This is a genomic window from Schwartzia sp. (in: firmicutes) (genome assembly GCF_978017985.1).
This window is the reverse complement of record NZ_CDXDFU010000008.1, coordinates 1-13004: the sequence shown is the minus strand read 5'-3', so window position 1 is coordinate 13004 and position 13004 is coordinate 1. Positions and strand designations below refer to the sequence as shown.

Sequence of the window (13004 nt, the reverse complement as noted above, 5' to 3'; positions counted from 1 at the left end):
TTAATCTTTTGAGTATAAAGCTTTCGCTTTACTCTTTTTAGAAATTGTTGGTTCATGAAGCATAGCTTCATGCCCGACATCTGGCTTGAATCAATTTAGATGATTCATTTCTGCATTGTTTAGTTTTCAAGGAACACCTTGTGCTTCATCGTGCCCCGCACGAGTCAGCTTCTATATATTACCTCTTAATCCCAGATTCGTCAAGCACTTTTTTCAAATTCTTTTGTGCCTGCATTGGCGTTAAAGTGCTATAATTAAGGTTACTACATTAAAGGAGCTGTGAAATGATACAACTTGATCATCTGGCTACAGAGCGGAGGAATCCCGCCAGCACGGATATCGACTCCCTCTCAACCCTTGAAATGGTTCGTCTTATAAACAATGAGGACAGAAATACAGTACAGGCAGTCGAAAGGATTCTTCCACAGATTGCCCAAGCTGTTGATTTGATTGCTCATTCGCTTTCATCCGGCGGTCATCTTATATACGTCGGAGCAGGAACATCAGGCCGTCTTGGTGTACTGGATGCTTCGGAATGTCCGCCCACCTTCGGGGTATCCCCATCTCTTGTCCGTGGGTTGATTGCCGGCGGAGCTGATGCCATGTTCAGAGCGCAGGAAGGCGCAGAGGATTCTCCCGCTCTTGGCGAAGAGGATTTAAAACGTTCTCATATAACATCCGCCGATGTTATTGTAGGAATCTCTGCCTCCGGCAGAACGCCTTATGTTGTAGGTGCTCTTAATTATGCAAAATCCATCGGTGCTTCAACAATATCTATTGCCTGCAGTCCCGATTCTCCTATAGCTAATCTCGCCGATATAGAGCTTACTGCTTTGCCGGGACCTGAGGTCATCACAGGCTCCACACGCATGAAAGCCGGTACCACGCAAAAGCTCATTTTGAATATGCTTTCTACGGGCAGCATGGTACGCCTGGGAAAGGTATACGGAAACCTCATGGTTGACGTTGAGGAAACCAATCAAAAGCTTGTTGCCCGCGCTCACCGCATAGTAATAGAAGCAACAGGCTGTTCCCCTGAAGAAAGCGATGCAGCATTACGCGATGCAGACGGAAACGCTAAGCTTGCAATCTTTCTCATTCTCAGCGGCCTTCCTGTGGAAGAAGCAAAACTCAAATTAAAAGAAGCTGACGGTCATCTCGGAACTGCTCTCCGCAATAACCAAAAAGGAGGACTTTCATGAACCCGAATGATATAGCGAAAGAAATTTTTGCAGTAATAGGTCCGGGCGAACGAATCCGCTCTGCCGAATGCTGCATGACACGCCTGCGTCTTGAAACAGAACCTGCATCAGATGAAACGCTGGCTGCTCTTAAAAAAATCAATGGTGTTCTCGGAGTCAATCAGTCGGATACTGAGCTGCAGATTATCCTCGGTCCCGGACGCGCTTCAGAGGTCACAAAATGCTTTTTGGCCCTGATGAAGTCTCCCCAAGAACAGGCTCCTTCAAATGCTTCTCCGTCATTTGGTGACGGCAAAGCTCTGCACGAAGAAATACGCGCCAAAAATGCAACTCCTGTGAAGCTTTTCTTTAAGCGTATCGCAGACATATTTATTCCGCTTATTCCCGCATTCATTGCCTGCGGTCTTTTGACCGGCTCTCTGAACGTTTATCTTCGTTTAGTGCCGGAGGCCGCTTCTTACCCTGCTGTGCATCTGCTGAAAATCGCCGGCAATACCATTTTTTACGCACTTAATATCGTCACAGGCTGGAATGCATCGAAATCATTCGGCGGAAGCCCGGCTATCGGAGCTGCCCTTGCCGTACTCATAACTCACCCGCTTCTGTCCTCCGTTACGCTTTTTGGAGATACGCTTGTACCGGGACGAGGCGGAATAATTGCGGTTCTTCTTATCTCCGCTGCAGCCTCCTGGCTTGAAACCCATGTGCGGAAGGTTATCCCCGAAATGCTCGACCTGTTTTTAACTCCGCTGATTGTATTCCTTTCCGCAGGCACACTTGCCATACTCGTTCTTCAACCTGTTGGCGGCATGATTTCCGAATGTATCGGACAGGCCGCGGCATCTGCGGTAAAGGTCGGAGGACCTGTTACCGGGTTTGCTCTCGGCGGTATATGGCTTCCGTGCGTTCTTTTGGGAATCCATCAGGCCTTTACCCCTATTCACGCCGAGCTTCTTGCAAGAACAGGAGTGACTATTCTTCTTCCTATCCTTGCCATGGCAGGTGCCGGACAGGTAGGTGCTTCGGCAGCTGTATATTTCAAAACAAAAAACCGTGCCCTTAAGAAAACCATTATTTCAGCTCTTCCTGTCGGTATTATGGGTGTCGGTGAACCTCTCATATACGGTGTAACGCTCCCCCTCGGGCGTCCTTTTATCGGAGCATGCATAGGCGGCGCATTCGGCGGAGCCGTGCAGGCAGCCTTCATGGTCGGTGCCTCCACAATCGGTCTCTCAGGACTTCCGTTGGCCGCGGCAACCGACCACCCTGCCGTATATCTTCTTGGAATACTTGCTTCATACATTGCCGGATTCATTGCAACATGGTGTATAGGCTTTACAGACCCTGCTGAGGAGGGCTCCGAATGAAAACTGGAATTTCCGTATACTGTGGGCTCAATACCCCACAGGAAAAAAATCTGTCTCTTTTGGAACGTGCTGCAGCACGCGGAATCACGCGTCTTTTTACCTCTCTTCAGATTCCTGAAACAGACGCCGTTGTTTTCCGCTCAGAGCTCAAAACACTCCTTGCAAAGGCAAAGGAGCTTCAATTTGACGTTATCGCAGATATTTCACAGGCAGCTTCATCGCTTTTGGATTCAAAGGAATCCAATCCATCAGAGCTTATGAAGCTTGGCATAACAACCCTTCGTCTCGATGACGGTTTCTCCCCCGAAGATGCTGCCGATTTGCTGCTTGATACTCCCAGACTTCGAATCCAGCTAAATGCTTCAACAGTAACTCAGAAATATCTTGAAAAAATGAAAGCCGCAGGCGCGGATATGGACCGCGTCGATGCGCTCCACAATTTCTATCCGAGAGAAAACACAGGTCTTGATGTGGATTTTTTCTTGGAACAGAATTCGCTGCTGCACCGTTTCGGCATCTCTGCAGGCGCCTTTGCCGCAACGGTGGATCCCCCGGACGAACCGTCGGCTGAAGAACGTCGACGTCCGCCACTGTTCTGCGGTCTTCCCACTCTCGAAGATGACAGAAAGCTCCCCACAGGGCTTGCTATCCGCCACCTTGCCGCGTTAGGCGCAGATTCAGTTTTTATAGGTGACGGCGAACCTAATGATTCGGAGCTTGATGCACTTGCAGACGTTCATGCTGATGAAATCCTCACCCTGCACGCTTCGGTATTAACAACGGATGAGGAAATAAAAACATTTCTCCAGCAGACCTTCACTGCCCGCCAAGATAAAGCCCGCGATGTTGTCAGAGCACTTGAAAGCCGCGGCATAATAAAAAAATCAGGACGCGCAATACGTCCCATGGCTCCCGCTCCACGCCCAATCGGTGCCGTTACCCTCGACAACGACACATATCCGAGGTATACGGGTGAGCTTGAAATCGTCCGCAGAACCCTTCCTGCAGATAAAAGGGTGAATGTAATCGCACAGATAGACCCTGAAGAAATCTTCCTCATAGAAACAATACGTCCCGGACAAAAATTCCGTCTGAGGCTTGATTAAAAAAAGGAGTATGCCCGCATTTTACGGACATACTCCTTTTAATTTCTTCTTATTATTTGACCGCCGTCATAAAAACGAACAGCACGCATCCGATAAGCGCCCCCACCACGGAGCCGTTCATGCGAATCCAAAGCAGATCAGGCTCAACCTTGTCATAAACTATGCTGTTAAGCTGCTCATCAGTCAGGCGCTCCATGACTTCACGCACAACAACGCCCCCGATTTCCTGCGCCTTCAGTGCACTGCGGCCGGCCATGTCGCGAACAAGTGAGTCAAGCAGCACTCTGACGCGTTCATCATTCTCCAAAAGCTCCCATGCCATATCAATCTCACGTTCAATTGCACCACGAAGAAGTCTCGACGGCTCAGAAGCAGAATCCTGCAATGCTTCTTTTGTTCTGTTCCTGATATCCGCAAGAAGAGTCTCTACTGTTTCCTGCAGCGGCATACTGCTCAAAAAGCGGTCTCGTGCCGCTTCAAGTGCATTAACGAGTCCTTCATCCTCTTCAACTTCTGCCAACTTTCTATAAAAAATCGCAATAATCCTATCCGAGGTTTCCGATTCCGCATCTGCCGCTTCATCAAGGAAACGCAGTGCCTCATCACGTATCACATCAGTAAGCTCGTCAACATTCACCAGATTTGATGCCTTTGCAAAGGAAGCAAACAGCATGCCCAAAATACCGGCATTCTCCACCTTCTTCTGCACCATACTTTCAATCTCGTCGTGTATGAGCTGCCATGCTTCCTCGCTCTCAGCCTTTTCTTTAAGCCAAAGAGCTCCCTGTGCCAAAAATCTCCTGTCGCGCCCGTCCGCTGCCAGGTAATCCCTAAGCTTCGTAAAAAGAATCGACACAGGAATTTTTTTAACTTCATTCCGAAGCGAATCAGAAAGCTCACCCGTGTACTCCGAAAAATCTACGGATTCCAGAAATCCGACAACCTTGCCATATACAAAATTCTCTGCACGTATACGGATTTCCTCACCCTTTGCAAAACGCAAAAGCACCGATTTCCAGTCATACGAATCAACCAGCATAATCAGACGGCGTGAAGTGAAAAACTCCCTCTGTACAAGCTTTATTGCCGCTTCGATAAACTCCCTGCGCCTGCGCGGCAGAATCTCCGTATGATACGGGAATCCCAACGGTTTTCTGAACAGTGCCGTAACCGCAAACCAATCAGCCACGCCGCCAACAAGGGCCGCCTCTGCCACAAACAGAAACCCCTGAGCAAAAAGACTTGCCGGATACTCGATTTTAAGAATAAGCCCGAAAAGGAAAAGCACGAAGGCAAAAAGCAGAGTCTTATCCGCGTGATTCCAGTTGCTCCATGGCATCATCCGCACACCCCTTCCACCGCACGCACTATCACATAAAGTCCCATACCAACGAAGGCACCTATGAGTGAACCGTTAATGCGAATCATCTGCAAATCATCTGCAACACGGGATTCAGCCATTTCAACGAGAGCGTCATCAGAGAGCTTTTCAAGCTGCTCTGCAATCATCTGCGGAATTATAGCATGATTTTTTTCCAGCCCCTGCTCAATGACAGAAAGCATCCAACTGTTCATCTTGCCGCGAAGCTCCCTCTCTGACAAAAACCGCTCTATCCACTTATCCATATAATCACGGAGCAGCTCAAGAACAATTGGAATATTATCCTTCAAAAGCAGCTGCACCCGCTCCTCTGCCCTTGCTTCAAAATCAATTCCGTCGATTTTATCATGGAATTTCTGCTGCGCCGCATTATAAAATTCTTCGCTGGCCGTCAGATAAGAAATCATCATTCCGGCAATGCGCATCATCCCATCATGTGCTTCTCCTTCTCCTGTTGCGAGCCCATTCAGCCATTCATTGATGTGGACATTCACATGCTCCAAAATCTTTTCATCAGTCAGATTTGCCATCTCGAAAACAGCGGCACGTTTGCTTGACGCCGCTTCATAGCTTTCACGCATAGCACAGATATGCGAAAGAATGTCCTGCTGCACGGACGCATCTATAAAAATACCGCGCAGCACCGGAATCATGGACGCAGCCAGCCGTTCCTGCAGTGTCTCGCTTTTGAACGCCTCCATACCTCCACGCAAAAGCGGTCTGCCGTCAAACGACTGCAAATCCTCACGAACCATAGATGCCAGCGGCCGCACCATCACCTCAGGCCTTAGTCCCTCTGCAGCTCTGACAGCAAATTCCTGCAAAAGTGCCCAGATACGGTCACGTCCTCCGCGCTGTGTCAGATATGCCGCGAACATTTCAGCAAAATCCTGCTTCCTTAGCGTTTCCATTATATTTTCTTTGCTGAGAATATCCTCGCTTATAAAATCATTCAGCGCCTGCATTATACGCGGACGGTTTCTGCGCAAAATCTCAGTTCTGTACGAAATAATTCCAAGCGGCTTCCTGAAAACAGCCGTAACTGCAAACCAGTCCGCAAGCCCGCCAATGGTTGCTGCCAAAAAGCCGTGCTGAAGCATACCGCCGAAAAAGCCGCCGTTTCCGAACATGGTCGTCACGGCAGCTCCGGCAGCACAAACCGCCAGTACGCCCGTAGCTTTATATGAAGTCTGCATGATTTACTCCTTTGTTAAAATGCTGTTATTCTCTATTTTAACACACACAGCAAAAAAGCCCTGCATTTTCATGCAAGGCTTTAATACATCACATATCTTTTATTTTACGAAATACTTCATCGATGCTTTTTTCCATTCCTTCACGGAATAAAACATACGACGCGGCGAAAAATGATTCTCGCGCTCAATGCGCTCCGCAATCTCCTCGCACTGTGCCCTGTCATGGGCATGAATCATCGTGTAAAAATTATAAGGCCATTCATCAGTCGTTGACCGCGTGTAGCAGTGTGAAACCGCGTTCTCCGCGCTGATTGCCCTGCCGGCCTCCTCAAGCTGCTCCTCCGGCACCTGCCATACACAAAGAGCATTTGCCGTATAGCCTGCATGGCGGTGCTGCAGAACCGCTCCGAGTCTGCGAAGAATTCCTTCATCCTTCAAAATCTGAAGGCGTTTCAAAAACTCTTCCGTCGATATACCGACCGCCTGCGCCATCTCCCTGAAAGGCTCTGCTGTCATCGGAATCCCTTGCTGAAGGGTACGGATAATCTTTTCATCAATAGTATCTACCATTGCCGTCCCCTCCTCAATTCATGTTGAACCGCACGCGGACCTTATAGGTCTTTTCACTTGGGAGATTCATCAGACCAAGAACCCCCGGCAGCGCACGCACCTTGTCCAGAATGTTTTTCCGCTCATCATCCGACTGCACCTGAAGCGTAAACCATAGGTTATAATCACCTTCACGCTCATAATTATGCGTGACACCATTATAGCCGTTTATGACGTCCGCAACCTCCTGCATAGCGCCCTCTTTGACCTTCACCGCTACCAAAGAACCCTTGAATCCCAGCGCATTCGAGTCAAAAAAAGCACCGAACCTCCGGATGTAGCCGTCATCCGACAAACGCTTCAAATCTGACAGGAGCTCTTCCTCCGTCGTTTCCAGCTGTTTGGCCAACACTGCAAACGGACGCTCTGCAATAGGAAGGGCACCCTGTATCGCATTAAGAACACGTTTATCATATTCCGTCAACATAATGCTCACCCCTTACTATAACCCTATTTTATCAAAGTAGAGGCAATTGAGTCAAGTAATTCTGAACGCCCTTCATTTTTTAGAGAAGAATAAGGAAGTATATCAAGCTCAGGCACACCAAGCACCTGCTTCATGCGCGCAATCTGCTTCTGCGCAGCGCTGCGGCTGAGTTTATCCGTTTTCGTCGCGATGACAAGAACAGGCAGCCCGTTCGTCACAAGCCAGCGGAACATATCAATATCCGACTGCATGGGGTCATGGCGGATATCAATGAGCTGGCATACGAACTGAATCGACTCCGAATTCAAAAGATACTCGTCGATGAACTTCTTCCATATTTTGCGGTTTTCCTTGCCGGTCTTCGCGTAGCCGTAACCTGGGAGGTCAACGAGATAAAAATCCGTACGTTCCTCCTGTCCCTCGATTTTAAGACCGACCTCAAAATAATTGATAGTCTGAGTCTTTCCCGGCTGTCTCGATACACGCGCGAGATTGGTAACACGCGTGAGAGAATTTATAAGCGAAGATTTACCGACATTAGACCGGCCGATAAACACAAACTCCGGCCGCTTAACCTCGGGATACTGCTCTTTTTTGACCGCAGATGTCAGATACGTTCCTTTCGTAACAACAACGCGTTCCTTTTTCTGTTCCATTATTCGTTCACCCAAACATATTTCAAAACTTCATCCATCGTTTCAACCGTATGGAACGTAAGATGACGGCGTACCGTCTCAGGAATATCCTCGATATCCCTTTCGTTCTTCTTCGGCAGAATGATGGTGCGGATTCCCTCACGGTAAGCCGCCAACACCTTTTCTTTAAGCCCGCCTATCGGTAGAACACGTCCGCGAAGAGTTATCTCACCTGTCATTGCGATATCTCCGCGTACCTTTTTATTCGTAAGTGCAGATATCATGGCCGTTGCCATGGTGATTCCTGCCGAAGGCCCGTCCTTCGGTACCGCACCCTCCGGCAAATGCACATGAATATCATACTTCTCATAGAAATTAGCCTGCAGATTAAACTCCTTCACACGGCTGCGAATATACGAAAGAGCCGCCTTTGCAGACTCCTGCATTACATCTCCGAGCTTGCCCGTCAGAATAAGACGTCCGTTTCCTTTAATCACGGCAGCCTCGGTCGGAAGTGTCGTACCTCCCACCTCTGTCCAGGCCATGCCGTTTACAAGACCGACCTGCGGCTCTTTTTCAGGCGGAGTGCTCGGATACTTCGGACGCTCAAGGAATTCTGTCAGGTCCGATGGACGGACATGTACCTTGTCTACCTTCTTTTCCACCATACGTCGTGCAGTCTTCCTGCAGAGCTTGCCCAAAAGACGCTCAAGCTCGCGTACACCTGACTCGCGGGTATACTCATTGATAATATGCTGTATAACGCCGTTTGCCAGAGTCAGCGACCCCTCAGGAATACCGTTTTCCTTGCACTGGCGCGGGAAAAGATACTTCTTTCCGATTGCCGTCTTTTCCTGCTCCGTATAACTGGACAACTCGATAATTTCCATTCTGTCACGCAGAGCGCGCGGAATCCCGCCCAAATCGTTCGCAGTAACAATCCAGAACACCTTTGAAAGGTCAAAGGGCAGATCAATATAATGGTCTGTAAAGGTATTATTCTGCGCAGGGTCCAAAACCTCAAGAAGAGCCGCCGACGGGTCGCCATGATAATCCGCTCCCAGCTTGTCTACCTCATCAAGCAGGAAAACAGGGTCGTTTGTTGCGACACGCTTCAGACCGTCAATGATACGTCCCGGGAGCGCGCCCACATACGTGCGGCGGTGTCCGCGGATTTCTGCTTCATCACGTATACCTCCGAGAGACGCGCGAATGAACTTCCGTCCCATTGCCCGAGCTACCGACGCAGCAAGAGAGGTCTTGCCGACACCCGGAGGCCCGATAAGGCAAAGAATAGGAGCCTTCAGCAGCTCTTCCTCATGCTGACGCTGCATAAGCTGCTGCACGGCAAGATGGTCCAGAATACGCTCCTTGACCTTTTTCAGACCGTAATGATCCTCATCAAGAATACGTGCAGCCTTCTTTATATCTATCTCCGCATCAGTTGACTCGTTCCACGGAAGATCAAGAAGCCACTCTATATACGTACGGATTACGCCCGTTTCAGCCGAAAAACGAGAAGCCGTAATAAGACGGCCGATTTCCTTTTTCACAGTCTCTGCGACAATCTCCGGATAATTTCCGCTTTCAAGACGTTCACGGTACTCGTCGGCATCTGCTTCCTTGCCGTCCACATCTCCAAGCTCCTTACGGATTTCCTTTATCTTCTCGCGAAGATAATATTCCTTCTGCCCCTTCTCAATCTTCTTGCGCACACGTCCGCCAATCTTGCGTTCAAGCGCCAGAACCTCCATCTCATGATTCAGCAGAAGATAAAGCTCCTCAAGACGCTCACGGACATCAATCTTATCAATGAGCGACTGCTTATCCTCCATCTTGAGATTCAGATGTGCCGCAATCATATCAGCAAGACGGCCCGCATCATCAAGAATTGCAACAGAAATCAGAGCCTCTGCCGGAATACGGTGAGTGAGCTTGACCCATTCCTCGAACTTCGTGACGACACTCCTTGTAAGAGCCTCCATCTCCATGGAATTATCAATCTCATCTGTATAACATTCTACAGTCGCAGAATCATACGCAGCGAGTTTACGAATCCCGGAAAGCTTCGCACGCTGTTTACCCTCCACCAGAACACGGAACGCTCCATCCGGCATTTTAAGAATCTGACGGACCTCGGCAATCGTGCCTACCGTATACAGATCAGCCTTAGTCGGCCACTCCGTCGCCTCGTCCTTCTGTGCGCAAAGGAAAATCTGGCGGTCATCTGCCATAGCATGCTCAAGAGCTGCCGCAGACCGTTTACGTCCGGCATCCAGATGAATCAGCATATATGGAAACACAATCATGCCGCGCAAAGGCAGCAGAGGAATCTTCCGCTTTTCAGGCATTTGAAAAACTCCCTTCAAAATGTATATTAAACTCAGAGATAATTTCCAAAATCAGCTTTATGTCTCTTTTCTCTGAAAAAAATGGCGCTGTTTCGTCAACAGCGCTCATAATTAATCTTAACTCAGGCAGAAGCTGCCTGTCCTCCCCGTGCATGACGAGCCTTGCTCTTGTCAATGGTAAGAACCGGATCACGGTGCTCACTTACGACTTCCTTAGTCACACGGCAAAGGGTTACACCGTCAATAGACGGAATTTCAAACATAACATTGCGCATAAGATCCTCAATAACAGAGCGAAGACCTCTTGCTCCTGTCTTATGCTTCATTACTTCTTTTGCAATCAGGTGCAGAGCTTCATCATCAAACTGCAGCTTGACCCCATCAAACTCCATCAACTTCTGATACTGCTTCGTCAGAGCATTCTTCGGCTCCGTCAGAATACGAACCAGCGCATCCTCCTCAAGAGCATCCAGAGTTACAACAATCGGCAGACGGCCGATGAACTCCGGAATAAGACCGCTCTTCAAAAGATCCTCAGGGCTGACCTCGCGCAGAGTCTCACCTACATTGCGCTCAACCTTGGACTGAACATTGGCACCAAAGCCAAGTGTCTTATGTCCGAGACGATCCTCGATAATCTTTTCGATTCCTGCAAAAGCACCGCCGCAGATAAAGAGAATATTCGTCGTATCAATCTGAATAAGCTCCTGATGCGGATGCTTGCGTCCGCCTGTAGGCGGAACAGAAGCCACAGTTCCCTCGAGAATCTTCAGGAGTGCCTGCTGCACACCCTCACCCGAGACATCACGGGTAATCGAAGTATTTTCGCTCTTGCGGGCGATTTTATCAATCTCGTCAATATATACAATGCCCTTCTGGGCACGCTCAACATCATAATCCGCCGCCTGAATCAGCTTCAGCAGAATATTTTCCACGTCCTCACCGACATAGCCTGCCTCTGTAAGAGACGTAGCATCAGCCATAGCAAAAGGAACATGCAGAATACGCGCCAGCGTCTGGGCTAAAAGTGTCTTACCGCTTCCCGTAGGGCCAAGCATAAGAATATTTGACTTCGTAAGCTCGACATCGTCGCCTTTTCTTGACGTATTGACACGCTTGTAATGATTGTAAACAGCAACTGAAAGCGCCTTTTTTGCCGCTTCCTGTCCGATTACATACTCATCGAGGATATTGCAGATATCTTTCGGCTTCGGGAGCTCCCTCAGAAGCTCTGCCTCTGCTTCTACTCCAAACTCCTCGTCAATGATTTCGTTACAGAGCTCGATGCATTCGTCGCAGATATACACCTGCGGGCCTGCTACAAGCTTTCGAACCTGGTCCTGCGTTTTTCCGCAGAACGAGCATTTAAGAGTTGCCATCGCTTATCCTCCGAACAACAAAAGCCGGCTCAATCAATCCTTCGACTTCTTTGACTGCGGACGCGCCGTAATGACCTCATCAATAATACCGTAAGCCTTAGCTTCCTCCGCGCTCATAAACTTATCGCGCTCGGTATCGCTAATGATAGTCTCACGGTCCTTGCCCGTAGCGTTCACAAGGATATCATTGCCGATTTCACGCAGACGTTTGATTTCCTGCGCCTGAATCTGAATATCAGTCGACTGACCCTGCGCACCGCCATGCGGCTGATGAATCATAATGCGGGAGAGCGGAAGCGCAAAACGCTTGCCCTTCGCACCTGCTGCCAAAAGCAGAGAGCCCATGCTTGCTGCCTGACCTATGCAGATAGTCGAAACATCCGGCTTGATATACTGCATCGTATCGTAGATAGCGAGACCTGCCGTTACGACACCGCCCGGGCTGTTGATATACAGATGAATATCCTTGTCCGGATCCTCCGACTCAAGGAAAAGGAGCTGAGCGACGACAACATTTGCAACGTCATCGTCAATTGCTCCGCCGATAAAAACGATACGATCCTTGAGAAGGCGCGAATAAATATCATACGCGCGCTCCCCGCGGCTCGAACGCTCTACAACCATAGGAATACTGTAACTCATGATTTTATCACTCCAAACAGAATCCACTAAAAAACTAATTACTCAGCAATGCTGTCAACGATGAACTTAGCTGTCTTGCGGCGCATAACCGTAACAGCGAGATCACCGAGGCGGCCCTGCTGCTGAACGATTTTCTTGACCTGTGCCGGCTGTGCACCATACATCTGAGCCATCATAGCGATTTCAGCATCGATATCGGAAGCCTCAACCTTGAGACCCTCAGCCTTAGCAACCTCTTCGAGCATGAGATCCGTGCGGACGTTCTTCTCAGCCGTCTCACGATACTCTTCGCGGAGCTTGTCAATGCTGGAGCCGGAGTACTGGAGGTACTGCTCGAAACGCATACCCTGCTGCTCAAGGCGCATAGCCATCTCGCGAATCATCTGCTCAACACGGTCATCGACCATAGCAGGCGGAATATTTACAGTGATGTTCTGGGAAGCAAGCTCGATAGCTGCAGCGCTGCGCTCGTTAGTAGCCTTCGTCTCAGCAGCCTTCTCCATCTTCTCACGGACATCCTTCTTGAGCTCATCTACAGTCTTGAGCGGGCTGACAGATTTTACGAACTCATCATCGAGAGCCGGAAGCTCCTTATGCTTAATCTTGTTGACAGTGCATTTGAAAACAGCATCCTTGTCAGCAAGCTTCTTCTCATGGTAATCCTCAGGGAAACGAACCTTGACCTCAACCTCTTTGCCGATTTCAGCGC

General features: G+C 49.1%; 12 protein-coding genes. 3 read left to right on the top strand and 9 right to left on the bottom strand.

Annotated features, from left to right (window positions below; all coding sequences use genetic code 11):
• Positions 1–284: 284 nt before the first annotated feature.
• From murQ to ACY69O_RS00430, 3 genes are read left to right on the top strand one after another with little or no spacing between them, the layout of a single operon-like run.
• Complete coding sequence (gene murQ / locus ACY69O_RS00440; protein WP_462331502.1) at positions 285–1202, top strand: N-acetylmuramic acid 6-phosphate etherase; 918 nt, start codon at positions 285–287, stop codon at positions 1200–1202.
• Complete coding sequence (locus ACY69O_RS00435; RefSeq protein ID WP_462331501.1) at positions 1199–2569, top strand: PTS transporter subunit EIIC; 1371 nt, start codon at positions 1199–1201, stop codon at positions 2567–2569. Before murQ ends, ACY69O_RS00435 begins: the two co-directional genes overlap by 4 nt.
• Entirely contained in the window at positions 2566–3675 is a 1110-nt protein-coding gene (locus tag ACY69O_RS00430) for a MupG family TIM beta-alpha barrel fold protein (RefSeq protein WP_462331500.1), read from the top strand. The genes ACY69O_RS00435 and ACY69O_RS00430 overlap by 4 nt, the downstream gene beginning before the upstream one ends.
• A gap of 52 nt (positions 3676–3727) precedes the next feature.
• Here the strand turns inward: ACY69O_RS00430 and ACY69O_RS00425 are convergent, their stop codons facing one another.
• From ACY69O_RS00425 to tig, 9 genes are all read right to left on the bottom strand, one after another.
• Positions 3728–5017: a DUF445 family protein gene (locus ACY69O_RS00425; protein ID WP_462331499.1), complete on the bottom strand. Its 1290-nt coding sequence runs from the start codon at positions 5015–5017 to the stop codon at positions 3728–3730.
• Positions 5014–6252, bottom strand: coding sequence for a DUF445 family protein (locus ACY69O_RS00420; protein ID WP_462331498.1), 1239 nt, complete (start codon positions 6250–6252; stop codon positions 5014–5016). The genes ACY69O_RS00425 and ACY69O_RS00420 overlap by 4 nt, the downstream gene beginning before the upstream one ends.
• Before the next feature lie 99 nt (positions 6253–6351).
• On the bottom strand, positions 6352–6822 hold the full coding sequence (ahbB, locus tag ACY69O_RS00415; protein WP_462331497.1) for a siroheme decarboxylase subunit beta: 471 nt from the start codon (positions 6820–6822) through the stop codon (positions 6352–6354).
• A 13-nt stretch (positions 6823–6835) separates the two neighbouring features.
• On the bottom strand, positions 6836–7288 hold the full coding sequence (ahbA, locus tag ACY69O_RS00410) for a siroheme decarboxylase subunit alpha (protein ID WP_462331496.1): 453 nt from the start codon (positions 7286–7288) through the stop codon (positions 6836–6838).
• Between the two features lie 23 nt (positions 7289–7311).
• Entirely contained in the window at positions 7312–7944 is a 633-nt protein-coding gene (gene yihA / locus ACY69O_RS00405) for a ribosome biogenesis GTP-binding protein YihA/YsxC (protein WP_462331495.1), read from the bottom strand.
• Positions 7944–10274, bottom strand: a complete 2331-nt coding sequence (lon, locus tag ACY69O_RS00400; RefSeq protein WP_462331494.1) for an endopeptidase La — start codon at positions 10272–10274, stop codon at positions 7944–7946. The genes yihA and lon overlap by 1 nt, the downstream gene beginning before the upstream one ends.
• A gap of 122 nt (positions 10275–10396) precedes the next feature.
• The gene (gene clpX, locus ACY69O_RS00395; protein WP_462331493.1) at positions 10397–11653 is read right to left on the bottom strand and encodes an ATP-dependent Clp protease ATP-binding subunit ClpX; all 1257 of its coding nucleotides are present in this window, start codon (positions 11651–11653) and stop codon (positions 10397–10399) included.
• A gap of 33 nt (positions 11654–11686) precedes the next feature.
• Positions 11687–12295, bottom strand: a complete 609-nt coding sequence (clpP, locus tag ACY69O_RS00390; RefSeq protein WP_462331492.1) for an ATP-dependent Clp endopeptidase proteolytic subunit ClpP — start codon at positions 12293–12295, stop codon at positions 11687–11689.
• 38 nt (positions 12296–12333) lie between these two features.
• Positions 12334–13004, bottom strand: a 671-nt coding sequence (gene tig, locus ACY69O_RS00385) for a trigger factor (RefSeq protein WP_462331491.1), incomplete at its 5' end; no start/stop codon positions are given.

Coding starts and splice junctions, on each gene's coding strand:
- murQ (WP_462331502.1), top strand. CDS start 285: ATGATACAACTTGATCATCTGGCTACAGAGCGGAGGAATCCCGCCAGC.
- ACY69O_RS00435 (WP_462331501.1), top strand. CDS start 1,199: ATGAACCCGAATGATATAGCGAAAGAAATTTTTGCAGTAATAGGTCCG.
- ACY69O_RS00430 (WP_462331500.1), top strand. CDS start 2,566: ATGAAAACTGGAATTTCCGTATACTGTGGGCTCAATACCCCACAGGAA.
- ACY69O_RS00425 (WP_462331499.1), bottom strand. CDS start 5,017: ATGATGCCATGGAGCAACTGGAATCACGCGGATAAGACTCTGCTTTTT.
- ACY69O_RS00420 (WP_462331498.1), bottom strand. CDS start 6,252: ATGCAGACTTCATATAAAGCTACGGGCGTACTGGCGGTTTGTGCTGCC.
- ahbB (WP_462331497.1), bottom strand. CDS start 6,822: ATGGTAGATACTATTGATGAAAAGATTATCCGTACCCTTCAGCAAGGG.
- ahbA (WP_462331496.1), bottom strand. CDS start 7,288: ATGTTGACGGAATATGATAAACGTGTTCTTAATGCGATACAGGGTGCC.
- yihA (WP_462331495.1), bottom strand. CDS start 7,944: ATGGAACAGAAAAAGGAACGCGTTGTTGTTACGAAAGGAACGTATCTG.
- lon (WP_462331494.1), bottom strand. CDS start 10,274: ATGCCTGAAAAGCGGAAGATTCCTCTGCTGCCTTTGCGCGGCATGATT.
- clpX (WP_462331493.1), bottom strand. CDS start 11,653: ATGGCAACTCTTAAATGCTCGTTCTGCGGAAAAACGCAGGACCAGGTT.
- clpP (WP_462331492.1), bottom strand. CDS start 12,295: ATGAGTTACAGTATTCCTATGGTTGTAGAGCGTTCGAGCCGCGGGGAG.